The following is a 25129-nucleotide window of genomic DNA, read 5'->3' as shown; positions in this document are numbered from 1 at the left end:
AGGCCGGGGTCAGGACCAGTGCGCGACCGCGTCCAGGTGGGGCAGGTGGTGGTCGAGGCGCTCCCGCTTGGTCCTGAGGTAGGTGATGTTGCTCTCGCACGGCGGTATGAGCAGCGGGACCTGCTCGGCGACCTGGATGCCGTTCTGCGTCAGCGCGTCACGCTTGCGCGGGTTGTTCGACATCAGGCGGACGGACCGCACGCCCAGGTCCTTCAGCATCTCCGCGGCCACGCCGTAGTCGCGGGCGTCCACCGGCAGGCCCAGCGCGAGGTTGGCCTCGACGGTGTCCAGGCCCTCCGCCTGCAGGGCCATGGCGCGCAGCTTGGCGAGCAGGCCGATGCCACGGCCTTCATGCCCTCTGAGGTAGACGACGATCCCGCTGCCCTCGGCGACGACGGCACGCAGCGCCGAGGCCAGCTGGTCGCCGCACTCGCAGTGCTGGGAGCCGAAGGCGTCACCGGTCAGGCACTCCGAGTGCAGCCGGGTCAGGACGCCGTCCGTGCCGATGTCACCGTAGACCAGGGCCACTTGTTCGTCACCGCGGTCGTGGTCGAGATAACCGACCGCCTGGAACTGTCCGTACACAGTGGGAAGCGGGGCATTCACCACGCGCTCCACGCCCGTGCGCTGCGGTGACTTCTTGCCGAGCACGCCAATTTTTTCTGTCATGATCTGGGTTCCTAAGCAGAGACGAAAGGCCGTGAAAAGATGAGTGGTTCGGGAATACGGTCGGAGGCGTACGGTCTGGTGCCGGCGGACACTACCGAAGACGTACGGACGCGAGGCGCGAGCGTCTCAACGCAGGTCGCGATCCTTCCCGTCGGAAGCTTCGAGCAGCACGGCCCGTATCTGCCGCTGGCCACCGACACGCTGGTGGCCTGTGCCATCGCCCGGGAGATCGCCGCCGCGTACCCCGTGCACCTCCTTCCTCCGGTGACCATCGGCTGCTCGCACGAGCACGCGGACTGGCCGGGAACCGTCAGCATCTCCTCCGTGACCCTTCACGCGGTGGTACGGGACATCGCGGCGTCGCTCCGCCGCTCGGGCGTCGAGGCCCTGGTGGTCGTCAACGGGCACGGCGGCAACTACGTCCTGGGCAACGTGGTCCAGGAGGCCTCCGCGCGCGGTGAGCGGATGGCGCTCTTCCCGGCCCCGGAGGACTGGGAGGCGGCGCGGGAGCGGGCCGGGGTGGTGACCTCGCTGCTCACCGACATGCACGCCGGGGAAATCGAGACCTCCATCCTTCTGCACGCCCATCCCGAATTGATCCGGCCCGGCTACGAGTCCGCCGATTTCGTCGCGGACGACCGTCGTCATCTCCTCACCGTGGGAATGTCCGCCTATACCGATTCGGGCGTCATCGGCCGTCCCTCCCTCGGTTCCGCGGAAAAGGGGAAGGAACTGCTGGCGAGCTTCGCGGATTCCTTCAAGTCGTATTTCTCGCTGCTCACTTCGGCCGAGCGCGGCTCCGGAAGCGCGGGCGCGTAGGCCTCCACCGGTGTGGCGTCGGGTTCCTGGGCGGTCACCGCCGCCCCGGCGCCGGCACGCAGGCCGGTGTACCAGCGGGCCACCAGGACGAGGGCGCCCGGCAGCGCGGCGACGAAGCTCAGCACTCCGTACACGACGGCCACGGCCAGTCCGGTGTCCGCGCCGAGCCCGGCGGCGCCGAACGCCCAGGCGGTGACACCCTCCCGGGGGCCCCAGCCACCGACGTTCAACGGCAGGCCCATGGCGAGCAGGGCCAGGACGGCGAGCGGCAGCAGCGCCAGGGCGGAGGCGGCGGAGCCGGCGACCCGGGCGGCGAGCACGAACATCGCGACGTGACCGGCCAGGACGGCGACGGACGACACCAGGACGCCAGGGCCGTTGCGCCGGGACAGCAGCCCCTCGCGCGCCTCGGCCAGCATCCCGCGCAGGGCCCGGCCCCGACGCGACATGGACGACGAGCGGTTCATCCGCACGGCGAGGACCACGGCGAGGGCGCCCGCCCCGACCAGCGCGAACAGCGGGACGAGGCCACGCACGTCCTGCCGTACCGGGGAGTCCACGGTGAGCAGGACCGTCACGCCTGCGACCACCAGCACGAGTTGCCCCGCGGTGCGCTCCAGGACCACGGCCTTCACGCCCCGCGCGAGGTCGCCCTCGCTCTGCCCGTGGCGTACGGCCCGGTGCACGTCGCCGAGGACGCCGCCGGGCAGGGCCGCGTTGAGGAACAGCGCGCGGTAGTAGTCGGCGACGGCCGCGCCGAACGGCAGCCGGATGCGCAGGCCGCGGGCCACGAGCGCCCACCGCCACGCGCTGAGCACGGTGGTGGCGACGCCGATCCCGAGCGCCAGCAGCAGCGTCGGTACGTCGATGCGTCGCAGGCCGTCCAGGAAGACACCGGTGCCCATCCGCCACAGCAGCACGGCGAGGATGGCGACACCGGCGGCCGTACCCAGGTGGGTGCGGAGGCGACCGCGGGACCGGGGTGCCTTCGTGGTGCCCTCGGCCTGGTGGGGCGCGGAGGCGAGCACGCCGGTACGGGCCTCGGACCCGGCCGCGTCGTCCCGTTCCCGGGACGTGGTCGCGGCGGGGTCGGCCGAGGCGGCCGGTGCGCTCGCCTCCGCGCTCATGAGGCCCCGCCCGTGGGCCGGGGCAGCGCCAGCAGGTCGCTGTGGTGGACGGTGACGCGCAGGTCCCCGGCGGCGCAGGCCGCGAGGCGGTCGGCGAGGTACTTCTCGGCGCGGGGCGCGAGTTCGGGCCGCTGCTCGACGGCGGCGCCGACCCAGCCGCGAAGCCACTGTCCGGTCAGCGCGGGCTGGTCGGGGCCGAGCCGCCAGGGGCTCGGGTGCAGCCGTACGGTCGCCCCGCGCTCGGCGAAGGCCTCGGCGGCCGCGGTGACCGCGTCGGGGCCGAGGAGGCCGCCGCGCCGCTGGTGGTCGTTGAAGGCGGCGGCGATCTGCGCGTCCAGCGGGTCCTCCTGGGAGAAGTCGACGCGGCCGGCCACGGAGAGCGTCAGCAGGGCCGGGCAGCCGGCCCCGACGCACGCGGCGGCGAGGGTGTCGATCTCCTCCCGGGTGAGGACGTCGAGCAGTGCGGAGGCGGTGACCAGCGAGGCGCCGCGCAGGGCGTCCGGGGTGAGCCGGGCGACGTCGCCGCGGCGCGTCTCGACGGTGACCCGGCTGCCGTCGGCGGCGGCGCGCGGGGAGGCCACGGCGGCGAAGTGCAGCAGGTAGGGGTCGCGGTCGTGCAGGATCCAGTGCTGGGCGCCGTCGAGGCGCGCGGCGAGCCAGCGGCCCATCGAGCCGGTGCCGCACCCCAGGTCGTGGATGGCCAGCCCGCCGGAGGCCCGGCCGGGCAGGTTGGCGAGCCGGATCCGCAACGGGTCCAGCAGATCCAGCGACCGCGCGGCGGCGTCCGCCGGCTCCCGCAACTGGAGCCACTCCGGCGCGTACCGGGGCGCGTCGTCCTCTTCACCGCCGTCCCGCAGCCGTACCGTGGGCCGCTCCCCGGGCCGCGCGACGGGCCCGGCACCGGCGATCACGTCGTCACCGGACGCGACGGCCTCCCCGGAAGGCAGGGCGACCACGGGTATCACGGCCGCGCCGGCCGCGACCGCGTCCGAAGGAGCGGACCCACCGGCCGTCACGGCCTCGTCCGACGTGACCATGCCCCGCACCTCCGATCCGCCGGCGGCGGCCGCCGCCCCCTCGGCCACGGATGCCCCGGACCGGCCCGCGCCATTCGTGTCCCTGGGCCCCGGCTGCGCCGGAATGCGGCCCGTCTGCCGTGCCATGTCGACCGGGGTCGCCGTCGTCTTCCTCATGCCGCCCTCCGGGGATCGCTGGGGAGCCGGCTCAGTACGCCGGCGAGGCTCTTCGCGGTCGTCGCCCAGCCGTCGAGGGCGGCGCGCCGGCCGCGTGCGGCGGCCTTGAGGCGGCGTCGGACGTCCGCCTCGCCGAACCAGCCGCGCAGCTCGGCGGCGAGCGCGGCCGGGTCCTCCGGCGGTACGAGGATGCCGGGGACCCCGCCGTCGGGGGCCCGGCCGACCGCCTCGGGCAGGCCGCCGACGTCTGTCGCGAGGACGGGGATACCGCGCGCGAGCGCCTCGGTGACCGCCATGCCGTACGTCTCGGCGTAGGAGGTGAGGACCATGAGGTCGGCGGTGGCGTAACTGGCGTCGAGCGCGGCGCCGGACCGGGGACCCGCCAGCTCCAGGCGGTCCTCAAGGCCGTACTTCTTGATGAGTCCGCGCAGATGGGCGACGTACTCGGGGTCCTGGTTCAGGCCGCCGACGCACACGCAGCTCCACGGCAGGTCGGTCACCGCGGCAAGCGCCTCGACCAGCCGGTGCTGCCCCTTGCGCGGGGTCACGGCGGCCACGCACAGCAGGCGTGAGACGCCGTCGGTGCCGGAGGCGAGGGGCGCGATGTCGGCGCCCGGCGCGGCCACGTGCACGCGCTCGGGGGCGAGGCCGTGGTGGGAGACGAGACGGCGGACCGCCCACTCACTGGTGGCGATCACCGCGGGGACCGCCCGCAGCACCGCGCGCTCCTTGGCGTCGAGTTCCGTCGCCACCTCGGGCGAGAGCCCTCGCTCGTCACCGAGCGGCAGGTGCACCAGCACGGCCAGGCCCAGCCGGTCGGCCTCGGGGACGATGATCTCCGGGACGCCGCAGGCGACGAGCCCGTCGATGAGGACGGCGGTACCGTCCGGCAACTCGCGCAGCGTCCGCGCGAGTTCCGCACGGGCGGCCGCGCCGGGCCGGGGCCACTCGCCGTCGACCAGGTGCTTGTGGACCTGCCAGCCGAAACCGGGGAGGTCCAGGCAGACCCGGCGGTCGTAGGCGTTGCCGCCGCTGGGCTGGGCCGGGTCGTCGACACCGCCCGGCATGACGAAGTGCACGGAGCGCAGGGACATGGGGATGATGTCGGCGTTCTTGAGAGCGGAGTGCTGAACGGGCACGTAGGCGAGGGACGCCGTCGGCGTGGCCGGCTTCTCCAGGGTCACGTCGGTCACAGCGCACGCTCGTAACTCGCCCAGGCGACGTGCGACTCGTGCAGGGTGACGGAGAGGCCTGCGATGCCCTTGGCGCCCTCGCCGAGGGCGCCCTTGTGGATCCGCTCGGCGAGCCGGTCGGCGATGACCTTGGCCAGGAACTCCGTGGACGTGTTGATCCCGGCGAAGTCGGGCTCGTTGTCGAGGTTGCGGTAGTTCAACTCGCTGACGACGGCACCGAGCTCCTGGGTGGCCAGTCCGATGTCGACGACGATGTTGTCGTCGTCCAGCTGCTCGCGGCGGAATGTGGCGTCCACGAGGAACGTCGCTCCGTGCAGGCGCTGCGCGGGTCCGAAGACCTCGCCGCGGAAGCTGTGGGCGATCATGATGTGATCGCGGACGGTGACACTGAACAACGGACGACCCTCCAGGTGCGGCGCGTCTGGTCCTCCGGCGAAGTCCTGCCGGGGGATGCCGACTAGTACGGCTCTTCGCTTCCCCGTGTTCAGCCGGATCTCACTCTTTTCTCAGGTCAGGCGCTTTTGCCGTACCTGACCCTGTGACACAGCGCCGGGATCTCGCCCGACGCGAGCTTCGGCATCACCTCCGGCAGCTCCTCGAAAGCGCTCTCCCCCGTGACGAGCGCGTCGAGCGCCGGGTCGGCGAGCAGCTCCAGGGCGAGGGCGAGGCGGTCGGCGTAGGTACGGCTGGAGCGGCGGGCCGGGGAGACGGTGCCGACCTGGCTGCTGCGGATGACGAGCCGCCGGGAGTGGAAGGCCTCGCCGAGCGGGAGGCTCACCTGCCGGTCGCCGTACCAGCTGAGTTCGAGGACGGTGCCCTCGGGCCTGAGGAGTTCCAGGGAGCGGGCGAGTCCCTGCTCGGTGGCGCTGGCGTGGACGACGAGATCGCAGCCGTCGAGGGCGTCCGCGGGGGCGGCGAAGTCGACGCCGAGCGCCTGGGCGACCTTGGCGCGCGCCGGATCGGCGTCCACCAACTGGACCCGTACGCCGGGGAAGCGGGCGAGCAGCGCGGCCACCGAGCAGCCGACCATGCCGCCGCCGACCACGGCGATCCGGTCGCCGACCAGCGGCGCCGCGTCCCACAGCGCGTTCACGGCGGTCTCCACGGTGCCGGCGAGGACGGCCCGTTCGGCGGGCACGTTCTCCGGGACCGGTGTGACGGCGCTCACGGGCACGACGTAGCGGGTCTGGTGCGGGTACAGGGAGAAGACGGTACGGCCGACGAGTTCCCGCGGCCCCTCCTCCACCTCCCCGACGGCGAGGTAGCCGTACTTCACGGGAGCCGGGAAGTCGCCCTCCTGGAACGGCGCCCGCATCGCCGCGTGCTGGCTCTCGGGCACCCCGCCGCGGAAGACCAGGGTCTCCGTGCCGCGGCTGACTCCGGAGTAGAGCGCGCGGACCACGACCTCGCCCTCGCCGGGATTCGGAAGGTCGACGTCGCGTATCTCGCCCGCACCTGGGGAGCTGAGCCAGAACGCACGTGCGGCGCGCTTCATCGAGGTCCTCCTGAACGATCGGGAACTTGCGTGCGTACCGAGGTGTGCACAGGCCGCGCAGAGTACGCGGCACTGATCGACTCTGTCACACGGCCGGAGGATGTTCGGTGGCCCTGAACCACACTTACGAGGCGAGGCTGGTCCAGCAGGAGACCGCGGTGGGCGCGGGTGTTCAGATCCTGCTGCTGGCCGTGCTCGGCACGGGGACAGGCATGGGCACCGCGGGCTGGGTGACCGGTCTCGTCTTCGCCCTCGCCTCCTGGGCGGTGCTGTCCCGGGCCCTGCACCGCTCCCGGCCGCGCTCCTTCGGCCCCGCGAACCGGGTCACCCTCGGCCGGGCCACCCTCGTGGGCGGGGTGACCGCGCTGGTCGCCGACTCCTTCGAGAGCTCGACGCCGGTCACCCTCCTCGTGGTCCTGACGACGGTCGCCCTGATCCTCGACGGCGTCGACGGCAAGGTCGCCCGCCGCACCGGCACGTCGACGGCGCTCGGTGCCCGCTTCGACATGGAGGTCGACGCCTTCCTGATCCTGGTGCTCAGCGTCTACGTCTCGACGCAGCTCGGCCCCTGGGTCCTGCTGATGGGCGGCATGCGCTACGCGTTCGTCGCCGCGGCCCGCGTCTGGCCCTGGCTCAACGCCGCGCTCCCGCCGAGCACCGCCCGCAAGACGGTGGCCGCGCTCCAGGGCATATGCCTGCTCCTCGCGGGCTCGCAGCTGCTGCCGTACGAGGCCAACTTCGCGGTCGCGCTGCTGGCGCTGGGATCGCTGGTGTGGTCCTTCGGCCGTGACGTGCTGTGGCTGTGGCGGACCTCGCGGGTCGTCGCCCAGGACGCCGCGGAGCAAGGGCTGGAGCAGGAGCTGGAGAGGGAGCACCGGCAGGGGAAGAAGCAGGTGCTGGAGCTGGCCGCTGGATGAGCCGAGCACACGTCGGAGGGCCCGGATCGCGCGTGCGGTCCGGGCCCTCCGACGTGTAGTGCCGCGGCGGCCGTCGCGGCAGGAGTGCTACGGCCTCGGGAGCAGGAGCGCTACGGCCGTCGCGGCAGGAGTGCGATCGCGGTGGCCGGTACGGCGGCCAGGGCGAGCCAGGGCACGGGGGACGGCAGGTCCGCGTCGAGGAGGGTGCCGGTGGCTGCGCTGCCGAGCAGCACGATCAGCCCGGAGACCGACGAGAGGGCACCGGTGTACAGGCCGAGCCTGCCCTCCTCCGCGAGGTCGGGGACCCAGGCGCGGGCCACGGGCGCGACGAGCATCTGGCCGAGGGTGAGCAGCACGACGAAACCGGCGGCGGGCAGCAACCCCGCGGTCCCGGTCCGGTGGGCGGGCCGGGCGACGGCCACGACGGCGAAGCCGGCGGCGATCAGCGACAGCCCGGCCGCCATGGACCCGCGCAGGGTGATCCGCTCCCCCACCCACCGGGTGACCGGAAGCTGCGCGGTCACCACGAGCAGCGAGGACAGCGCGAACAGCCAGGCCAGCGGCGCCTGGGAACCGGCCGCGCGCTCCACTTCCGCGGGCAGGGCGAGGTAGAGCTGGTTGTAGGCGAGCAGATAGGCGCCGTAGGCACCGCACAGGGCGAGGAAGCGCCGGTTGCGCAGCAGGAGCCCGGTGCCGCCGCGGGCTCGGACGCGTACCCGCCCCGGGATGTGCTGGGGCAGCAGCCACGCGTGACCGGCGAGGACGAGCACGAAGATCCCCGCCCCGGCCAGGCAGACCGTGCGGAAGTCGACCGACAGCAACAACGCGCCCAGCAGCGGTCCGACGAACGCCCCGGCCTGTCCGGCGACCGTGAACAGCGCCAGGACCCGGGTGCGCGAACCGCCGCCCGTTTCCTCCCAGGCCACGGCCTGCCGCGCCACCTCGGACTCCACGGCGGGCGAGAACAGCGCGGCCGCGAACCCGATCAGCAGCACAGCCCCGACGACCGTCCAGGTCCGCTCGGCATACCCGAGCCAGGCGAACCCCGCGATCCGCACCACGCACCCGGCCAGCACGACGGGCCTGATGCCGTACCGGTCGGCGAGTGCCCCGCCCACCACGAACAGCCCCTGCTGGCTGAAGGTCCTCAGCCCGAGCACGAGCCCCACCGTCCAGCCCGCCATGCCGACCGCGCTTCCCAGATGCTCGGCGAGAAAGGGCAGGACCGCGAAGAAGCCGATGTTGAAGGCGAGTTGAGTGAGGATCAGCAACCGCAGGAGGGACGAGAGGCGGGCGGCTCCGCGCAGCGGGGGTGAGAGCGAGGTCATCGCGTGGACGCCAACTCCGGTTCCCGCGCGAGTGGTTGGTCCGCATCGGTCTCGGTCGCCGTACGGTGTCGCGGTCGACGTGCTCGCCATGGTCGCCGTGGTCGCCGTGGTCGTCGCGCCCCACCGCCCGCCGCCGCCACGGCGAGCGCGCCGAGCAGGGCGAGTACGGCGGCGGGGGCGAGGACCGCCCAGGGGGCGCGCTCGGCGTAGGGCTGGTTCTCGGCGAGCAGCAGGCCCCACTCGGGGGACGGCGGCTGGGCGCCGAGGCCGAGGAAGCCGAGGGAGGCGAGGGCGAGGGCGACGCCGGGGAGGCGGAGCAGGGCGTGGCGGGTGACGGGCGGGAGCACGGCGGGCAGGAGTTCGTGGCGCAGCATGTGCCAGGGGCCGGCGCCCAACGCGCGGGTGGCGGTGAGGTGGAGGGTGGCGCGCTCCTGCCGCAGCAGCGCGGAGGTGTGCGCGGCAAGCGGCGCCCAGGCGACGGCGGTCACCGCGAGCGCGGGGGTGAGGGGGCCGCTTCCCGAGGCCGCGGTGGCGAGGAGCGCGACGAGGACGGGCGGTACGGCGTTGACGGTGTCGACGACCGGCCCGGAGAACCGGGGCAGCAGGCCGAGTACGACGCCGGTGAGCAGGGCGGCCCCGCTGATGGCGAGGGCGAGGGCGAGGGTGTCGAGGGCGCCGTGGGCGATACGGGCGAGCATGTCCCGGCCGAGGGCGTCGGTGCCGAAGGGGTGGGACGGGGAGGGGGCTTGGAGGCGTGCGGTGGTGTCGAGGGCGAGCGGGTCGCGGGGGAGGCCGAGTGCGATGACGACGAACAGCGTTGTGCCGTACACACCGTGCAGGATTCCGCGGACGGGCGGTTGCGGACGGTGGAGTGAGGACAGGGCACCGTCGCGCAGCGCCGGTCCGACGAGGCGCCAAGCGGCGAGGCGGGTGGCACCCGTCGTGACGGCCGCGAGCAGGACGAGGACGAGGGTGCCGGCCTGGAGGACGGGCAGGTCCTGGGCGAGAGCGGCCTGGAGGGTGGTACGGCCCAGGCCCGGGATGTCGAAGACCTGCTCGACCGCGACCGAGCCGCCGGTCAGTCCGACGACGAACAGGCCGATGTTGGGCAGCAGTCCGGGCAGGCAGCGGCGCAACGCCTGGCGGGCGATGCTCCTGCGGGGCAGTCCGCGCGCGGCGGCGGCCAGCGCCCAGGGTTCGGCGAAGGCGCCGGGCAGCAGGTCGTCGAGCAGCCGCCCGAGGACGGCACCGGCGGGCAGGCCGAGGGCGAGGGCGGGCAGCACGGTCCATGCGGGGCCGTACCAGCCGAGGGCCGGCAGCCAGCCCAGTTGGACGCCGACGACGGTGGCGAGGACGGACGCCGTCAGGAACTCGGGCAGCGCGGCGAGCACCGCGGAGGCCGAGCCCGCGGTGCGTCGGGGCAGGCCGGTGCGCAGGGTGCGCGCGCAGAGCAGGGCGGCCGTGCAGCCGGCGGCCACGAGGGCCACCGCCATGAGCAGCAACGACACCCCGAGCGCGTGGAGCACCCCGGGCATGACCTCCGCCCCGGAGATCCACGACCGCCCGGCGTCACCCCGTGGCAGCCCGCCGAGCCACTCCCCCAGCAGACGCAACGGCCCGTCACGCAGGCCGAGTTGGGCCCGGATGTCGGCCAGCACCTCGGGGGTGGGGTCCCGGTCCGCCGAGCGGGCCTTGAGCACGGTGAGCGCCGGGTCGGTGTGCGAGAACCAGGGCAGCAGCCCGATCCCGCACACCAGCAGCGCGCCGAGGCAGACACGCCAGAGCAGCGTGCCGAGGGTGCTCCTCATCGTTCAGCGCTCCTCGCGGCTCAGCGCCGCGTGCCGGCGCCGACGAGGGTGCGCTCGTACGGGTCGAGGAGCACACCGCGCACCGAGGTGCCGACGCCGGTGATGACGCGCTGGTGGACCAGCGGGACGACGGCGCCGGTGCCGAGGATCGCCGCCTCCGCGGTCATGGCGGCGTCCTGCCGCTTGCCGGGGTCGGCGGCCTTCGCGGCCTCGGCCACGGCCCGGTCGACACCCTTTTCGCACAGCAGGGCGAGGTTGTAGCCGCCGTCGCAGGTGTAGTCACTGGCGAGGAGGGCGACGGGGTCGCCGGCGTCCAGCAGGCTGTTGCGGGCGCCGACGAACGCGTCGAACTTCCCGGCCAGGGCGTCGCTCTCCAGGCGCGAGTACTCGCGCACCTCGAGCTTGACCGCGAACCCGGCCTTCTCCAGCTGCTGCTTCAACACCTGGGCTACTTCCGGGAGTTCGGGCCTGTTGTCGTAGGTGGCGAGGGTGAGGGAGGTCCCGTCGGCCTTCGCCGCCCGCGCGCGTGAGGCGGGCTTGCTCCGCTTGCCCTCGGCCCAGGTGACCGCGGGGCCGTAGATGCCGACGCCGGGGTCGGCGTGATGCTCGTAGACACCCTGGGCGAGAGCTGCGGGGTCGACGGCGGCGCGGGCGGCGGCGCGCAGTGCCGGGTCCTTGAACGGGCCCGACGTGCTGTTGAGCAGCAGACTCGTGGTCCGGGTGGTCGCGGTCTCCCTGTGCGTGCCCTTGTCCAGGGTGGCGGCCTGGGCCACGGGGATCGCCTCGGCGACATCGACCTGACCGGTGCGCAGGGCGTTGGCGCGGGCGGTGCCGTCGGCGATGAACCGGGCGTCGACGCCGGAGGCGTGGGCGAGGCCGCCCCAGTAGTCGTCGTAGCGGTCGAGGGTGGCGGCGGTGCTGCCGGTGACCTTGGTGAGCTCGAAGGGGCCGGTGGCGGTGCCGACCGGGTCGACGCGGCCCTTGTCGCCGTAGGCCTTCGGGGACAGGACGGCGAGGCTGGGACTGGCCAGCCGTAGCGGCAGAACGGGGTCGGGGTCGGCGGTGGTGACCCGTACGCCGGTACCGCCCCGCGCCTTCGCGGTGAGGGTCACGCCGGAGAGGGCGGCGGGTGCGGGCTTGGCCTCGGTGGCGTGGGTGAGGGCGGCGGCGACCGCGGACGGCGTGACCTCGGTGCCGTCCTGGAAGGTGGCCTCGCGCAGCGTGAACAGCCAACTGCGGTCGTCCTCGCGGCGCCAGGACGCGGCGAGCGCGGGGGCGGCGGCGCCATTGGCGTCGAGGGCGGTCAGCCCCTCGGTGACGCCGAGCCGACTGAGGAGCGTGGCGTCGGCGCCGTACGGGGAGAGGTTCTCGGCGGGCGGGAAGGCGAGGGCGACGCGGAGGCGGGAGCCGTTCTTGCCGCCGGAGGAGGGCGTGGTGCCCTCGCCCTGGGAGGCGAAGCAGGCGGTGAGGAGAGGGGTGAGCACCAGGGCGGCAAGGAGACGGGAACGGGGGACGCGCACGGGTCACCGCCCCTTCGTGGCCGGGCTCGGCGCGTCGAACGGGACCTCGAAGTGGATGATCGCCTGACCACCACCGGCGTCCTCGCGCTCGTCATGCACGACCTTGCCGAGCGACCGCCAGAAGCCCTCGGCGCCGGGTACGGAGGGATCCGTGTGGAGATACACCGACCGGTAGCCGCCGTCCGCGGCCGCGAAGGCGAGGAGTTCGGCGACCAGTCGCCGGGCGAGACCGCGCCTGCGGTGCTCGGGGCGGACGTAGACGCGCCTCAACTGGGCCGTCTCACCGGAGGGGAAACGCTCGGCGACGAAGCGGGGGTTCGGCGGGTGGGCCGGGCCACGGGAGTCGAGGGCGGCGGTGGCGACCACGCCGCCGTCGCTCTCGTCGACCGCGACGAGGAGGGTGTGGCGGGCGGGGGCGAGGTACGCGGCGGCGGGGTCGACGACGTCACCGTGCCAGCGGGGCACGTATCCGGTGCCGAAGTCGCGGTAGACGGTGTCGAGCATGACGGCTCGGGCGCCGTCGAGGTCGTCTGGGCCCGCGGGCCGTATGCAGTAGCTAGGCACTTGCACATCATATGCATTAAGGATCAACGAAGATCACCCGTCCGTGCGTCCGGTCACGACATCCTCACTCCCGACCCGCCCGTCGATTTGACAGTGATCGGGAAGCTGCCTAAAACCTAACCACATGACATTCATTTTCAAAAAGACGGCGCGGTAATGCGCGTCGCGTTCGTCGGCAAGGGCGGCAGCGGCAAGACCACCCTGTCGGCGCTCTTCTCCCGCTGGCTGGCGCATTCCGGTGCGCCCGTGCTCGCCATCGACGGCGACATCAACCAACACCTGGCCGAGGCGCTGGACCCCGCGGACGGCACGTTCACGGCCCCGCCCCTGGCCGCGCACCTGGGCGACATCAAAAACTTGCTGCGCGGTACGAACCCGCGCATCGCCTCCCGCGACGCGATGATCAAGACCACTCCACCGGGCCGCGGCTCCCGCCTGCTGCGGCCGCTCGGCGACGACGAGGTGCACGCGCGTCACGTCCAACACGTGGGCGGCGTACCGCTGATGGTGACGGGCGAGTTCGACGAGAGCGACCTCGGAGTGGCCTGCTACCACTCCAAGCTCGGCGCGGTCGAGCTCTACCTGAGCCACCTGGTCGACGGCCCCGGCGAGTACGTCGTCGTCGACATGACGGCGGGCGCCGACGCGTTCGCCTCCGGCCTGTTCACCCGCTTCGACCTCACGGTCCTGGTGGCCGAACCCACCCGCAAGGGCGTCTCCGTCCACCGCCAGTACCGCGACCACGCCCAGGAGTTCGGCATCCCGCTCGTCGTCGTCGGCAACAAGGTGACCGGCGAGGACGACCTGCTCTTCCTCAAGAGGGAGGTGGGCGACGACCTCCTCACCCACCTGGTGCACTCCCCGTGGGTACGTTCCGCCGAGCAGGGCCGCGCCACCGCCCCGTCCCTGGATTCCCTGGAGCCGGACAACCGCCACGCCCTCGGTGTGCTGCGCGAGGCGGTCGACTCCCGCCCCAAGGACTGGCCGACCCTCCACCGCCACGCCGTCGACTTCCACCTGCGCAACGCCCGCGCGTGGGCGGACGCGGCGACCGGCCTCGACCTGGCGGCACAGGTGGACCCGGACTTCGTACCGGGCCCCTCTTCGCTCACCTGACCCCGAAGTCCCACCCAGCCCCCCAGCCCCCCCAGATCCACCCAGACCCACCCCGGAACCATCCCAGACAGGACACCCCATCATGTCGCTCGACGTCTCCCCCGAGCTCCTCGCCGAAGCCGAGCAGGGCACCCTCCGCGAGGAGGACTTCGTGGACACCGTCCGCACGTCCCTCCCCTACGCCTACGACCTCATCGCCTCCCTCGCCACCGAACTCCACACCGGGGCCCGCGACTTCACCGACAACCAGACCCCTCCCCCCTCCGAGCACGAACGCGGCCAACTCCTGCGCGCCCTCGCCAGCGACGCCATCCGCACCAGCCTGGAACGCCACTTCGACGTGACCCTGGCCTTCCAGAACTGCCACCGCGTCGCCGCGTTCCGTCCCGAGGCGCGGGGCGGGGAGACATACGCCCGGTTCACGTCGACACGGTCGCAGGTGCTGAACCAGTCACCGGAGTTCAGGGACTGCTGACTGGTTCACCCTCGTCGGCCGGGTCATCACGCCGAGCGCACGGGGCGGCCCCGCCCTCCCACAGGCGGGACCGCCCTGTCGCGCTACCGCGCGAGCGGGGCGCTCGGGGCCGGGGCGTACCCCGTCGGCCGGGCGGTGAAGGTGCCGCGGCCCTGGGTGCGGCTGCGCAGGCGGGTCGCGTAGCCGAACAGTTCCGCGAGCGGCACGGTGGCGGTGACGACCGCCGCGCCGGCGCGTGTGGCGGAGGCCGTCACCCGGCCGCGGCGGGCCGCGAGGTCGCCGAGGACGGAACCCACGGCGTCCTCGGGCACGGTGACCGTGACCTCGGAGACCGGCTCCAGAAGGAGCATCGCGCAGCCGCGCAGTGCTTCCCGCAGCGCGAACCGGCCCGCCGTGCGGAAGGCCGTCTCGGAGGAGTCCTTCACATGGGTCGCCCCGTCGTTGAGGGTGACGCGCAGCCCGGTGACCGGGTGACCGCCGAGGGGGCCCTCGGCGAGGGCGTCCCGGCAACCGGCCTCCACGGCACGGACGTACTCCTGCGGCACCCGCCCGCCGACCACGGCCGAGCGGAACGCGAAACCGTCGGCGCCCTCCTCGGACTCCAGCGGCTCCACGTCGAGCACGACATGGGCGAACTGCCCGGCCCCGCCGTCCTGTTTGACGTGCCGGTAGACCAGACCGGACACACCGCGTGCGACCGTCTCGCGGTAACTCACCCTGGGGCGCCCCACGTTGACGTCGAGCCCCTGATCCCGCCGGATCTTCTCCACCGCGACCTCCAGGTGCAGTTCACCCATGCCGGACAGCACCGTCTGGCCGGTCTCCGCGTCGGTGCGGACGACCAGGGACGGATCCTCCTCGGCCAGCCGCGCCAGCGCCGATGCCAGCCGTTCGGCGTCGGTGCTCGTGCGCGCCTCGACCGCCACGGAGACGACCGGGTCGGCGACACCGGGCGGTTCGAGGACCAGTGGGGCGCCGGGTGCGCACAGGGTCGAGCCCGCGCGTGCGGACTTCAGCCCCACCACGGCCACGATGTCCCCGGCGACCGCCCGGTCCAGCTGGGCGTGGCGGTCGGCCCGCACCCGCAGGATGCGGCCGATCCGCTCGGTGCGCCGCGCACCCGCGTCCCACACGGTGTCTGCCTTCTCGATCGTTCCCGAGTACACCCGCAGGTAGGTGAGCCGGCCCGTGGGGGTGGCGTTCACCTTGAAGACGAGCGCCGCGAACGGAGCCGCGGGGTCGGCGGGCCGTCGCTCGTCGACACCATGGTGGGTGCCGCACACAGCCGGCACGTCCAACGGTGACGGCAGATAGGCCACCACGGCGTCGAGCAGCGGCTCGATGCCCCGGTTGCGGTAGGCGGAGCCGCACAGCACGACCACACCGTCGCCGCTGTGCGTCAGGTCGCGCAGCGCCGCGGCGAGGGTGTCCGCGGCGAGCGTCTCCCGGTCGCAGAACTCCTCCAGCGCGGCGGGATGGCGTTCCGCCACGGCCTCCTCCAGCAGGCGGCGCCGTCGCCGCGCCTCCTCCAGCAGGGCGTCCGGCACCGGTCCCTCCGTTGCCGCACCGCCCTCGCCGTCCCAGGTCAGCGCCCGCATGCGCAGCAGGTCGACGACGCCGGTGAAGGCGTCCTCCGCGCCGATGGGCAGCTGCACCACGAGCGGGGCCGGGTGCAGCCGCTCCCGGATCGACGCCACGGCCGTGTCGAGGTCGGCGCCGGCCCGGTCGAGCTTGTTGACGAAGGCGATCCTCGGCACCCCGTGCCGGTCGGCCTGCCGCCACACCGACTCGCTCTGCGGCTCCACACCCGCCACCGCGTCGAACACGGCGACGGCGCCGTCGAGCACCCGCAGCGAACGCTCCACCTCGTCGGCGAAGTCGACGTGTCCCGGGGTGTCGATCAGGTTGACTCGGTGGCCGTCCCAGGCGCAGCTGACGGCCGCGGCGAAGATGGTGATGCCACGGTCGCGCTCCTGGGGGTCGAAGTCGGTGACGGTCGTGCCCTCGTGGACCTCGCCACGCTTGTGCGTGGTCCCGGTGGCGAACAGGATCCGCTCGGTGACGGTGGTCTTGCCGGCGTCTACGTGGGCGAGGATGCCCAGGTTGCGGACGGCGGCGAGCGGGTTGGTGAGGTGACGGTCGAGGTGGGTGCGCACGGCCCGTGGCCTTTCGGAGTGTTCGGGAAAGGGGCGGCGCGATTTCCGGACGAGGCGTGCTCGCAGCCCGCTGACATGCGTCAGCAGGCTGCGAGCAGGAACAGTTGGTGGTGTTCTCAGGCAGTCGTCTCGGCCATCCGGCACCGGCCGCGCAGCGGGCGCCGGACCGCCGAGGACACGAGGATCACCTCGTAGAGGGACGGGGAGACGACGACAGCGGTGTGGTCACGCATGGCCTTCTCCCCTCACTCGTCACGACGACGCCAACGCTGAAGCAGTGGGCGGCGCTGGGTACTTGGCGAGTGTAGGGGTGGGCCGTGCCGTCGCGCACTCCCATTTTTCTCCGTTACGCGCTCTGCTCCGCGTGGGCGTAGAAGTGGCGGCGGACGCGGCGCAGCCACGCGTCGGCGGCCGACTCGTCGGGGTGCTCGGGCAGCACGGAGGGCGTCTCGGTGAACGCCGTCTCGAACCGGCGCAGCAGCGGTAGCGCTGCCGTGGGGTCGGCGGCGACCTGTTCGCCGAAGCGGTGGTAGCTCTCGGGGTCCTCGACCCGGACGGTCAACCGGCCGGTCGCGTAGAGCTCGTGGCCCTGCTCGCACAGCCGCTTGAGGTGGCGGGCGTGCTTGGCGGAGCGCCTGCGGGAGTCCGCGGAGAACGAACCCTCGCCCCGGCTCTGGAGCTTCCTGAACTGCTGGGTGGCGTAGCCGAGATAGGCGTCGCGGACCCGCTTGGCACTGAGGAAGGAGGCGCGGATGCCGATGAGTTCGTCACCGAGAACGGTGCGCGTCTCGTACAACTCGTCGGGCAGCCAGACGAGTTCCATCACCGTCGGATTGCCGCCGAGGGCGAGCCGGCACCATTTGGCCGCCTCGTGCAGGGTGCGGTCCGGTGCGGTGCTGACGTGGGACTCCTTCGGCCCGCGCAGGCCGTGCAGTTCCTCGGTGGGCGCGGCGAACATGCCGAGCCGGTCGATGTCGGAGCCCTCGCGGGCGAGCCCGTACGCGGTCGAGCCGACGACGCCCGACAACAGGATGTTCTCGACGGTCACGACTGCCCCCCGGGTACTGGTGTCACGCCCCGGTGCGGGGCGGCGGACCAGTAATGATGCCGCGCCGAGGGGGTCGGCCACCTGGCATTTTCTCACCCGTACGGCCCCTGTGCGCTGGTCCCGCGCGGGGCCCGGTGGTGCCGTGGGAGGGAGCACCCAGGAGGCTCCGAGATGACCCCATGTCCGTCCCGTCCGGCCCGTGCCCTCGCCGCCGCCCTGGCCGTGGGCACGCTGTTCACCACGGCGGCCTGTTCCTCGGACGGGGACGGCGGTGACACGGACACCGGCGCGGGCGCCGCCTCCCCGGTGGCCGGGCGGACGACCACCGCGTCGGCCGCCGCGCCCCTCACCGAGGCCGGGGCCCGGACGGCGCTCATCACGGAGGGCGACCTGGAGGACGACTGGGCACAGGTCAAGGGCGCGGGCGGCTGGCGGGACTCCCTGCTCGTCGGCAAGGTCGACGTGGCCGACTTCCTCACCGCCGAGGCCGACGCGGCCGCCGACTGCCAGCGCCTGCTCGACTCGCTGTACGACGACGACCTCCTGGCCAAGCCGTTCGGCGCGTCGGCCCTCACCGGCTTCCGCGAGGGCGACGCCCGGCTCCTCCACGAGGTCGCCGAGTACCGCAGGGCCGACCTCGACAAGGCGATGGCCTGGCTCGATTCCCTGCCGCAGACCTGCGACCGGTTCACCGCGACCGGTGCGGGCGGAGAGCGGACCGTGCAGGTCGTGGAGGCCTCCCTGCCCAAGGAGGGTGACGCCCGGCAGGGTCTGACGGTGACCGTCAAGGGCACCGCGGACGGCTCCCCCGTCACGCTCACCCTGGACGTCGCCGCCGTCCGGGTCGGCACGGACGCGATCACGGTCACCAACGGAGGGCTCGGCGGCGCGGATCACGACAGCACCGAGCAGGCGGTGAAGGAGGGCACCCGGCGATTGAAGGACGTCCAGGCCGGCCGGACCCCGGCGCAGGAGCCGAGCGTGGAGTGACGGGCCGGGCAGGCGCACACCCGGCTGCGCTGGATCCCGGATCGTGCCGTCAGCCGGTGCGATGACCCGATGCAGCTCAGCCCTTGCAGGAAGGAGTCCAGCAGGTCGACGGCGAACACCAGGGTGCCGACGAACAGGACGAACACGCTCAGCCAGTCCACCCTCACCGACTCGTAACCGCCGCCGCACGGGTCAGGGCAGGCTTGGCACGTAGATGGATACCGGTCGTCCAGGGCGGCTCAGGAACGCTGAGTGACCGTCCTGGGGGAGCTCGCGAGCGGCGTCACGAGCGAGTGCGACGGGCCGCTCCCGGTCGGCTGCCTCAGTGCCGGAAGACCACCGTCGCCACCGGGACGGCCAGCAGCAGGCTGAGCCCGATCAGGGCGACCCGGTCCAGCCACAGAACGGCGGCAAACTCGCGCAGGGTCGCGGAGAGCCAGTAGGCGAGGGAGGTCGGCGCGCCCACCACGTGGACGGGGACGCCGACGCGGCGGGCCAGCAGGCTCGTGCGGTAGACGTGGAAGCCGCTGGTGACCACCGTGGCGCGGTGACCGGGGGCGGTGCGGTCCATGAGCGCTGCGCTGAAGCGGAGGTTCTGCCCGGTGTTGACGGAGCGGTCCTCCTGCAGGATCCGGTCGGCGGCCACTCCGCGTTCGCGCAGATAGTCGGCCATGGCCTGCGCCTCGGAGCAGACCTCGTCGTCGCCCTGGCCGCCCGAGACGACGAAGATCACACGCCGCGCGCCCGGTGCCTCGGCGGCGTCGATCGCAAGGGCGCGCTCCAGCCTGCGGGTCAGCAGCGGGCCGGGCCGGTCGCCGTCGAGCCCTGCGCCCAGGACGACGACGTGAGTGGTTCCCGGGAGCGGGGCGCCTCGGCCCCGGACGAACACGTAGCCCGTGAAGACGAGGAAGAGCAGGGTCATGTATCCCGCGGCCGCTTCCACCGCGACCACGAGGGCACGGAACACCTCACCGCCGACTGCGCGGAAGACCGCGTCCAGGACGAGGACCGCCAGCAGGGCACAGCCGACGGCACCGGTGCCCAGCAGGGCTGCCTGCGGTCCGTACCGCCGGGTCAGGAGGACGCCGTCGGCCAGCAGCAGGAGACCCAGCACAAGCGCCACGAGCGCGGCGGCGACGGCGAGCACGGTGACGGTGGTGTCGTGGACTCCCGCGCTCCGGGCCGACACCCCGAGTCCGACGGAGGTCAGCGCGAGGGAGAACAGGACGGCCGTGGAGAACCGGTGCGGTGCCAGCAGGGCGTTCACGACAGCGCCCGCGGCGAACACCGCCGCGGCGAGGTACTCCGGGTACTCCGGCATGGTCCGCACCGCTCCGCTCTCCCAAAGGCCGGGCCGCTGCCCGTACCCGCCCGCCTCTCGCCGCCGCCCGCGCGCTCCCGGACCCTGCGCCGCGCGGCGGACCCGGTGCGGACGGCCGCCGCACATCCTCCCAGGCCCAGTGCCGTACGCCAGAGGCGGGCGGACCGCGCGTCCAGCCGGGGCCCGGTGTCCACCACGCCCCTGTGCACGCGCAGCCCTGGCTCTTCCCAGCCGCCGACCGGGCACCCTATGCCCCCGGAAGCCATGACACCTCGGCTCCGGTGATCGCCCGGATGCTCGGTGGACGACGACCGCACCGCCCGGCTCGCCGAGGTGAGCTCCGCCCTGGGCGTGCCGTCGCCCTCGGCCGGCGCATCGCCCCAAGCGGCAGCAAAGCCGCGGACACATGTCCAGGCCCGCTCCCGATCGGACATCCCGCCGTCCAGGAGCCTGGGCCGCGTCGAAGCCGCCACTCCTGCCACGAAACGTGTCGGAACCCCGAGCCGCATCGCCAAAAGGCCATCAGGCCGCCAGAGGGAGCCGCCCTCCACGACCAGTCCGCAGCTTGGGCAGCTCGCCGGAGCGGCCCAGCATGGATCCGACGAACGCCATGCCTCGACGACACCGCCAAGATGGTGTTACGAGTCTATGGACCACGGCACCTGAGCCGCCGTGGAGTTCGGAGTTCCGGCTGTGCTTTTCGACGTCACCCGCAGCGAACTCGCCGACATCTTCGGCGAGGACCAGATCGCGACCCTGCCGCCCACGGTCTTCCCGCCCTCCACCGTGGACACCGAGGGCGCCCGCCTCCTGCAGACCGTCGGCGTCCCCACCGGGACGCTCTGGCTGCGTGAGCCCGACCAGAACTCCGGTCGGCTACCCCTCGTCCAGGACCTCGCCGCCGCCGAGGACTTCGAGAACGCCCCGAAGGACGCGGGCGAATGGCCCGTCATCGGCTGGCTGCTCAACGCCCACCTCGCCCTCGACCCCGGTTCCGGCAAGGTGCACGCCCTCGACGCCGACGAGGAGACCGTGCAGGAACTCCACACGGATGTCTCCTCCCTCGTCCAGGTCACCCTCCGGTTCCAGCGCCTGCTCGAGGAATTCACCTTCACCGGCGACGACGGCGACGAGGAAGCCGACTTCGAGCGCCTGGAGCGCGAGGTCGACCGCATCTGTCAGGAGACGAGCAGCATTGACCCGCTCCCCTTCCTTGACGGGGAGACCGTCTGGTCGGTGGTCGGCGAGGAGATCGCCATGGGCCAGCGCTTCAAGGGCCACAGCCCGGGAGCCCGCTCGCTCTTCGGATGATCGTCGGCCGATGCCGCCCACGAACTCCCCGGTCTGCGCGGTGCCCGCCGGCGCGACCGCGGTGTCGCACTGCGCCGGGCCGGCCAGGCGGCTGCTGCGGTACAAGACGGGCGAGCCCATCGCCTCCTGCGTGCGGGCCGGATTCAGGCCCCACTCCGGCATCCGTCCGGGCGAGCAAGTGACTGCCCCATATCGGGCCGTTGCTCTGGTCTCCCTGCCAGGGCGGGCCGCGCCACCGATGAATATGGCAGTCCGCGTTCGACGTCATCCGCGGGTCGTCGCCGAAGCCTCACCCTCGTAGATCGTCGCGGCGACGCCGTGAGCCTGAAGCACCCGGGCGAGCGTCAGCCCGCCCAGTCCCGCTCCGACGATGGCGATGGTCTTCTGCATGCTGCGCTCCTCTGTAGCGCCGACACGCGTCGGCGTCGGTCAGCGCCGTGAGCGGACGGGATGTCCGGTCTCGGCAGGAGACACTCACCGATCAGAACCATCTGCATCGATGTATGCGCGATGCACGGCGGGTGGACCCGCGAGACATCGTTTTTCGCGACCCTGCGACTGTAGCCCGGCACCCACCTCGCAGCGGCCGGGGCCGCTCACGCTGCGACGCACCGCGCCCGCCACGTTCATCTCCGACAGCCGCCTCGACCGGCTCGGCAGTGTCGTTGGGCGTGGTTGTCCGAGTGCTGCCTTGTCCACGGCCAGGCTGCTGCACTGGTCCATGTGGCGCCGACAGCTTATGAGGGCCTTTCAAGTGTGTCCGTTGTCCGCATGCCCCACGGCCTGTTCAGCTGTCGTGGGGGTCCTTGGGCAGGTGGAAGGGAAGGAAGACGATCTTGATTTCGCGGCTGGTGTCGCCGTTTGCGTGGAACACGAAGACGTGTCGCTCTTCTGTCGAGTGCTGGCCATCGCGCTTGTAGTTCGGGTGCTCACGGAACTTGGCGATCGCCTTCGGCATGACATCGCCTGGGGCGCCTGAACGGATGAACAGCAACAGCGCTGCCTTGGTGTCGCGCCAAGTCAGGTAACCGAGCAGTTGATCAAGGGTGTCCGAGATGGTCTTCGGCCCCCTCCAGATCTTGGCTCACCGCTGCTGACGTCTGTGTGCGCAAGACCGGCACCGCCTTCCCGCCGAACGTGGTCTCGCTCGACCGGACCGTGCGGCCGCGTCGCGCGAACGTCCTCGACGAATAGCGCCGGGAGCAGCGATGGATCCGAAACCGGTCGACCTCTCCCCTCGATCCACCGTGCGCGGACGGCCCCGAACCGACCAGTCGAGGAACGGACGCGACGACCCATGCGCGCGTTGTGGTAGGAACATTCCCCGGCTTGCGGCGCGCTGGCCAGAAGGTCGGCTGTGCAACATCTGCTACTTCGATGCCATTCACACCCGCGGCACCTGCCCAGAGTGCCTCCAGGACCGCCTGCTGCCGGGACCGCCCAATGCCGACGGCCTCCCCATCTGCTCGGCGTGCGCTGACATCCCTTACGACTTTCACTGCGAACGCTGCGACGTCGAAGCCGGCCACCACCGTGGCCGCCTGTCCGCTCGCTGCGCCTTGCGTGACGATCTCCACGGGCTACTCGGCGGCGCGCCCAGCAATCCCGGCTGGTCGGACTCGTCGACGCGCTCTGTGCATCGGACCGGCCTGAGTCGATCATCGTCTGGAAGCGCTCACTCAAGGTCCAGGCACTCCTCCGCAACCTGGGCGACGGAACGATCCCGGTAACCCACGAGGGCCTCGACACTGTCCCCGAGGAACCCACCGAGCATCTGCGGGCCCTGCTCCAGCACCATGGCCTGCTCCCCCAGCGCGACCCGTACCTCCCCCGCTTCGAGCAGTGGATCGACGCGAAGCTCGACGGGCTTCCTGATGAGGTGCGGCAACCAGTGCAGCACTTCGCCACTTGGCACCATCTACGTCGCATTCGGGCCAAAGCGGCAACCGGCGCCGCGACGCGTGGCCCGGTCCACTCCGCGAAGCAGGAGATCACCGAAACGGTGAAGTTCCTCGTGTGGCTGCACGAGACCTACCAGCGCACGGCTGCGACGTGTACCCAGCAGGATGTCGATGAGTGGCTGGCCACTGGCCCGACGACGCGCAGCGCGATCCGGACGTTCTTCGTGCTCGCGAAGAAGTCCCGCCTCAACACCCAGGTCACTGTTCAGCATCGAGCGGCGAAGACGAGTCGTTCTTTGAGTCAGGATCAGCGGCTCGCCTGGCTCCACGAACTCCTCACTGGCACCAGTGAGTCGCTCCCCTACCGCGTGGCCGGCATGCTTTTGCCGCTCTACGCCCAGCCGCTCGTCAAGGTCGTCACCTTCCCGACCAGCATCGTCGACGACAGCGAGCCAGGCATGAGCATCAGGTTTGGCACGCACCCGACTGACGTTCCCGAGCCGTTCGCGTCGCTCATCAGGGAGCATCTCGCCACGCGTCCCAATCTTCGCACCGGCGCCGGAACCGACAGCCCCTGGATGTTCCCCAGCACCCTCGCCGGCCCCGCCACCTACACCCCAACACCGTCATGGACCGACTCCGTGATCTCGGCGTCAACCTCCTTGGCGCGCGTAACCGAGCCATTGGCGAACTCGTCCTCGAATGCCCTCCGTCGCTGGTTGCCGATGCCCTCGGGTACAGCCACCAGGTCACGTTCCCGCATGCCGAGAAGGCTGCAGAACCCTGGGCGCGCTACGCGGGCCGCCGTGTCCGCTCGCCGTAATGCACGCAGCATGGCTCCTCGTCCGAGGCGTAGCGTTGACCGCCTGAACCCGCACCGATGAGAGGGCGCAAGCGTCCTGCGAGCAACCGCGCGGTCCTCCCAGGGACTGAGAGCCCGGTGTCTATACCTTGCTCGCGACCACCATGTAGTTCTCGGCCTCAAGATCGAACGTGCTCACTTCCGTCCGGAGTCCGACCCGGTGCAGCTCGACTTCGAGTTCCTCGTACCGGTAGGGCCAGCAGGACAGCAGTTCCGAGCGGACAAGAACCAGCCCAGTCGCATCAACTTGGGCGATCGCAATCTCGATGTGGTGCTCATCCTCCCAATGCGGCGCAATCTCCCAGCGGTAGACCACGACGGCATCGCGACCGTTTCGTCGGACGAGTCGGTCCCTGATGTCCAGCCGGGAACCTCTGGCCCTCACGAGTTCCCAAGTGCGGGATGTGAGCACCAAGCGCCCGCCAGGGCGCAGAAGCCGTGACATCGACTCCAGAGCAGCACCCCTGCCTGTCGCGCCCGCGGCATGGTGAAGCGAGTTGCCAACGCAGAACACCATGTCGAACGTGTCGTCCTCGAAATGATCGGGCAACTCTTCCCAGTTCGCCCGCACGGCCCGGACGGAGGCCCCGAACTCCTCAGACAGCTCTGCAGTCCGGCGAACCATCGCTTCGCTGGCGTCAGTTGCGACAACCTGCATGCCACGACCGGCGAGGCCAACCGCCAACTGTCCGGTTCCGCACGAACAGTCGAGGACGTGAGCGTTCGACGGCAGGAGACTGAGGACGTCATCGAACGACGCAGCGAACTCGGCGGGAGGCAACTTTGCATCCGAAATGAGCCATTCGTACACCTCGGCAAGCACGTCATATTCCGTCACAACCACTACCTCCGTCACACAGCAGACTCACGGCGGGACGTCAGTCCATCGGAGGAGCAAGCCGGGCACCAATGGTTTTCGCAAGGACAACCCGTCCGCCCATGCCGCGGACAGCGCGAGCTGATCCGCTCGGTCATTCGCCGTGTTCGGCGCTTCGGAACTATCAATACGTCCGAACTTGATACGCAGCGTGTCCAGTACGCGGATGAGGATGTCCGTCTTGCCGGTGTTGTTGAAGACCTCGCCGGCAGCTTGGCCCTCGAAGTGGCTGTTCAGTCCGATGAGAAGAAGATTCCGGATCTCCTCCTCTCCCATCTTGGCGCTCGTGCCCGGAGCCCGCTCCAGCGCGTTTCGCTGGTTTCGCAGCACTTCGAGGGCCGCCTCGTAGTGTGCTTCGGCCAGAGCAGGTTCCGGGCGAAACGGCTTGGCCGGGACCGTCGTCTTCGTGGGAACGATCTTCTTGCGCTTGATCGGAACG

At 71.9% G+C, this 25129-nt stretch carries 23 protein-coding genes and 2 pseudogenes; 7 read left to right on the top strand and 18 right to left on the bottom strand.

The window, feature by feature from the left end; translation table 11 throughout:
• Positions 1 to 9 precede the first annotated feature (9 nt).
• A complete protein-coding gene (gene ribA, locus ACGFNV_RS01460) occupies positions 10 to 669 on the bottom strand; it encodes a GTP cyclohydrolase II (RefSeq protein ID WP_393618450.1) in 660 nt (219 codons plus the stop codon).
• 39 nt (positions 670 to 708) lie between these two features.
• Between ribA and ACGFNV_RS01455 the strand changes: the two genes are divergently transcribed.
• A complete protein-coding gene (locus ACGFNV_RS01455; RefSeq protein WP_393618449.1) occupies positions 709 to 1488 on the top strand; it encodes a creatininase family protein in 780 nt (259 codons plus the stop codon).
• 155 nt (positions 1489 to 1643) lie between these two features.
• Here ACGFNV_RS01455 and ACGFNV_RS01450 read toward each other — a convergent pair.
• The 5 genes and pseudogenes from ACGFNV_RS01450 to ACGFNV_RS01430 form a co-directional block, all read right to left on the bottom strand.
• Positions 1644 to 2393, bottom strand: a pseudogene (locus tag ACGFNV_RS01450) (YbhN family protein); the annotation flags it as partial.
• Positions 2394 to 2611: 218 nt separating this feature from the next.
• Complete coding sequence (locus ACGFNV_RS01445; protein WP_393618448.1) at positions 2612 to 3808, bottom strand: methyltransferase domain-containing protein; 1197 nt, start codon at positions 3806 to 3808, stop codon at positions 2612 to 2614.
• Positions 3805 to 5001, bottom strand: coding sequence for a glycosyltransferase family 4 protein (locus ACGFNV_RS01440; protein ID WP_393618446.1), 1197 nt, complete (start codon positions 4999 to 5001; stop codon positions 3805 to 3807). The genes ACGFNV_RS01445 and ACGFNV_RS01440 overlap by 4 nt, the downstream gene beginning before the upstream one ends.
• Positions 4998 to 5396: a 6-carboxytetrahydropterin synthase gene (locus ACGFNV_RS01435; RefSeq protein WP_133925701.1), complete on the bottom strand. Its 399-nt coding sequence runs from the start codon at positions 5394 to 5396 to the stop codon at positions 4998 to 5000. Before ACGFNV_RS01435 ends, ACGFNV_RS01440 begins: the two co-directional genes overlap by 4 nt.
• A gap of 116 nt (positions 5397 to 5512) precedes the next feature.
• Positions 5513 to 6496 (bottom strand): zinc-binding alcohol dehydrogenase, encoded by a 984-nt coding sequence (locus ACGFNV_RS01430; protein WP_393618445.1) that lies wholly within the window; start codon positions 6494 to 6496, stop codon positions 5513 to 5515.
• A gap of 107 nt (positions 6497 to 6603) precedes the next feature.
• Between ACGFNV_RS01430 and ACGFNV_RS01425 the strand changes: the two genes are divergently transcribed.
• Positions 6604 to 7413: a CDP-alcohol phosphatidyltransferase family protein gene (locus ACGFNV_RS01425; protein ID WP_393618444.1), complete on the top strand. Its 810-nt coding sequence runs from the start codon at positions 6604 to 6606 to the stop codon at positions 7411 to 7413.
• A gap of 110 nt (positions 7414 to 7523) precedes the next feature.
• Here the strand turns inward: ACGFNV_RS01425 and ACGFNV_RS01420 are convergent, their stop codons facing one another.
• Genes ACGFNV_RS01420 through ACGFNV_RS01405 form a run of 4 tightly spaced genes read right to left on the bottom strand, consistent with a single transcriptional unit; the run spans position 7524 to position 12633 of the window.
• Entirely contained in the window at positions 7524 to 8741 is a 1218-nt protein-coding gene (locus tag ACGFNV_RS01420; RefSeq protein ID WP_393618442.1) for an MDR family MFS transporter, read from the bottom strand.
• Positions 8738 to 10549 (bottom strand): ABC transporter permease subunit, encoded by a 1812-nt coding sequence (locus ACGFNV_RS01415; protein ID WP_393618440.1) that lies wholly within the window; start codon positions 10547 to 10549, stop codon positions 8738 to 8740. Before ACGFNV_RS01415 ends, ACGFNV_RS01420 begins: the two co-directional genes overlap by 4 nt.
• 20 nt (positions 10550 to 10569) lie before the next feature.
• A complete protein-coding gene (locus ACGFNV_RS01410; RefSeq protein WP_393618439.1) occupies positions 10570 to 12069 on the bottom strand; it encodes an ABC transporter substrate-binding protein in 1500 nt (499 codons plus the stop codon).
• A 3-nt stretch (positions 12070 to 12072) separates the two neighbouring features.
• A complete protein-coding gene (locus tag ACGFNV_RS01405) occupies positions 12073 to 12633 on the bottom strand; it encodes a GNAT family N-acetyltransferase (protein WP_393618437.1) in 561 nt (186 codons plus the stop codon).
• A 156-nt stretch (positions 12634 to 12789) separates the two neighbouring features.
• Here ACGFNV_RS01405 and ACGFNV_RS01400 point away from each other — a divergent pair, with 156 nt between their 5' ends.
• Positions 12790 to 13749: an ATP-binding protein gene (locus ACGFNV_RS01400; RefSeq protein WP_393618435.1), complete on the top strand. Its 960-nt coding sequence runs from the start codon at positions 12790 to 12792 to the stop codon at positions 13747 to 13749.
• An 82-nt stretch (positions 13750 to 13831) separates the two neighbouring features.
• The gene (locus ACGFNV_RS01395; protein ID WP_393618433.1) at positions 13832 to 14224 is read left to right on the top strand and encodes an SCO5389 family protein; all 393 of its coding nucleotides are present in this window, start codon (positions 13832 to 13834) and stop codon (positions 14222 to 14224) included.
• A gap of 83 nt (positions 14225 to 14307) precedes the next feature.
• On the opposite strand, the gene fusA is transcribed toward ACGFNV_RS01395, so the two are convergent.
• Both fusA and ACGFNV_RS01385 read right to left on the bottom strand, forming a co-directional pair.
• Positions 14308 to 16380: an elongation factor G gene (fusA, locus tag ACGFNV_RS01390; RefSeq protein ID WP_393618432.1), complete on the bottom strand. Its 2073-nt coding sequence runs from the start codon at positions 16378 to 16380 to the stop codon at positions 14308 to 14310.
• Positions 16381 to 16726: 346 nt separating this feature from the next.
• Positions 16727 to 17428: a DNA polymerase beta superfamily protein gene (locus ACGFNV_RS01385; RefSeq protein ID WP_393618430.1), complete on the bottom strand. Its 702-nt coding sequence runs from the start codon at positions 17426 to 17428 to the stop codon at positions 16727 to 16729.
• Positions 17429 to 17599: 171 nt separating this feature from the next.
• Between ACGFNV_RS01385 and ACGFNV_RS01380 the strand changes: the two genes are divergently transcribed.
• Complete coding sequence (locus ACGFNV_RS01380) at positions 17600 to 18418, top strand: hypothetical protein (RefSeq protein WP_393618428.1); 819 nt, start codon at positions 17600 to 17602, stop codon at positions 18416 to 18418.
• 322 nt (positions 18419 to 18740) lie between these two features.
• Here the strand turns inward: ACGFNV_RS01380 and ACGFNV_RS01375 are convergent, their stop codons facing one another.
• A complete protein-coding gene (locus tag ACGFNV_RS01375) occupies positions 18741 to 19739 on the bottom strand; it encodes a YdcF family protein (RefSeq protein ID WP_393618427.1) in 999 nt (332 codons plus the stop codon).
• A 693-nt stretch (positions 19740 to 20432) separates the two neighbouring features.
• On the opposite strand from ACGFNV_RS01375, the gene ACGFNV_RS01370 reads away from it, so the two are divergent.
• Positions 20433 to 21050 (top strand): SUKH-4 family immunity protein, encoded by a 618-nt coding sequence (locus ACGFNV_RS01370; protein WP_393618425.1) that lies wholly within the window; start codon positions 20433 to 20435, stop codon positions 21048 to 21050.
• A 270-nt stretch (positions 21051 to 21320) separates the two neighbouring features.
• On the opposite strand, the pseudogene ACGFNV_RS01365 reads toward ACGFNV_RS01370, so the two are convergent.
• From ACGFNV_RS01365 to ACGFNV_RS01355, 3 genes and pseudogenes are all read right to left on the bottom strand, one after another.
• Positions 21321 to 21440 (bottom strand): annotated as a pseudogene (locus ACGFNV_RS01365) (NAD(P)-binding protein); the annotation flags it as partial.
• Between the two features lie 397 nt (positions 21441 to 21837).
• On the bottom strand, positions 21838 to 22008 hold the full coding sequence (locus tag ACGFNV_RS01360; RefSeq protein WP_393618423.1) for a hypothetical protein: 171 nt from the start codon (positions 22006 to 22008) through the stop codon (positions 21838 to 21840).
• A 717-nt stretch (positions 22009 to 22725) separates the two neighbouring features.
• A complete protein-coding gene (locus ACGFNV_RS01355; protein ID WP_393618421.1) occupies positions 22726 to 22950 on the bottom strand; it encodes a hypothetical protein in 225 nt (74 codons plus the stop codon).
• On the opposite strand from ACGFNV_RS01355, the gene ACGFNV_RS01350 reads away from it, so the two are divergent.
• Positions 22942 to 23835, top strand: a complete 894-nt coding sequence (locus tag ACGFNV_RS01350; RefSeq protein ID WP_393618419.1) for a hypothetical protein — start codon at positions 22942 to 22944, stop codon at positions 23833 to 23835. The two genes, ACGFNV_RS01355 and ACGFNV_RS01350, sit on opposite strands and share 9 nt — an antisense overlap.
• 60 nt (positions 23836 to 23895) lie before the next feature.
• Here the strand turns inward: ACGFNV_RS01350 and ACGFNV_RS01345 are convergent, their stop codons facing one another.
• Complete coding sequence (locus ACGFNV_RS01345; protein WP_358643180.1) at positions 23896 to 24651, bottom strand: class I SAM-dependent methyltransferase; 756 nt, start codon at positions 24649 to 24651, stop codon at positions 23896 to 23898.
• A gap of 27 nt (positions 24652 to 24678) precedes the next feature.
• Positions 24679 to 25020 (bottom strand): hypothetical protein, encoded by a 342-nt coding sequence (locus ACGFNV_RS01340; protein WP_393618417.1) that lies wholly within the window; start codon positions 25018 to 25020, stop codon positions 24679 to 24681.
• Positions 25021 to 25129: the final 109 nt, after the last annotated feature.

This window comes from Streptomyces sp. NPDC048751, from assembly GCF_043198595.1.
Taxonomy (GTDB): domain Bacteria; phylum Actinomycetota; class Actinomycetes; order Streptomycetales; family Streptomycetaceae; genus Streptomyces.
The sequence above is the reverse complement of the archived record's forward strand: the minus strand, read 5'-3'. Positions and strand labels throughout refer to the sequence as shown.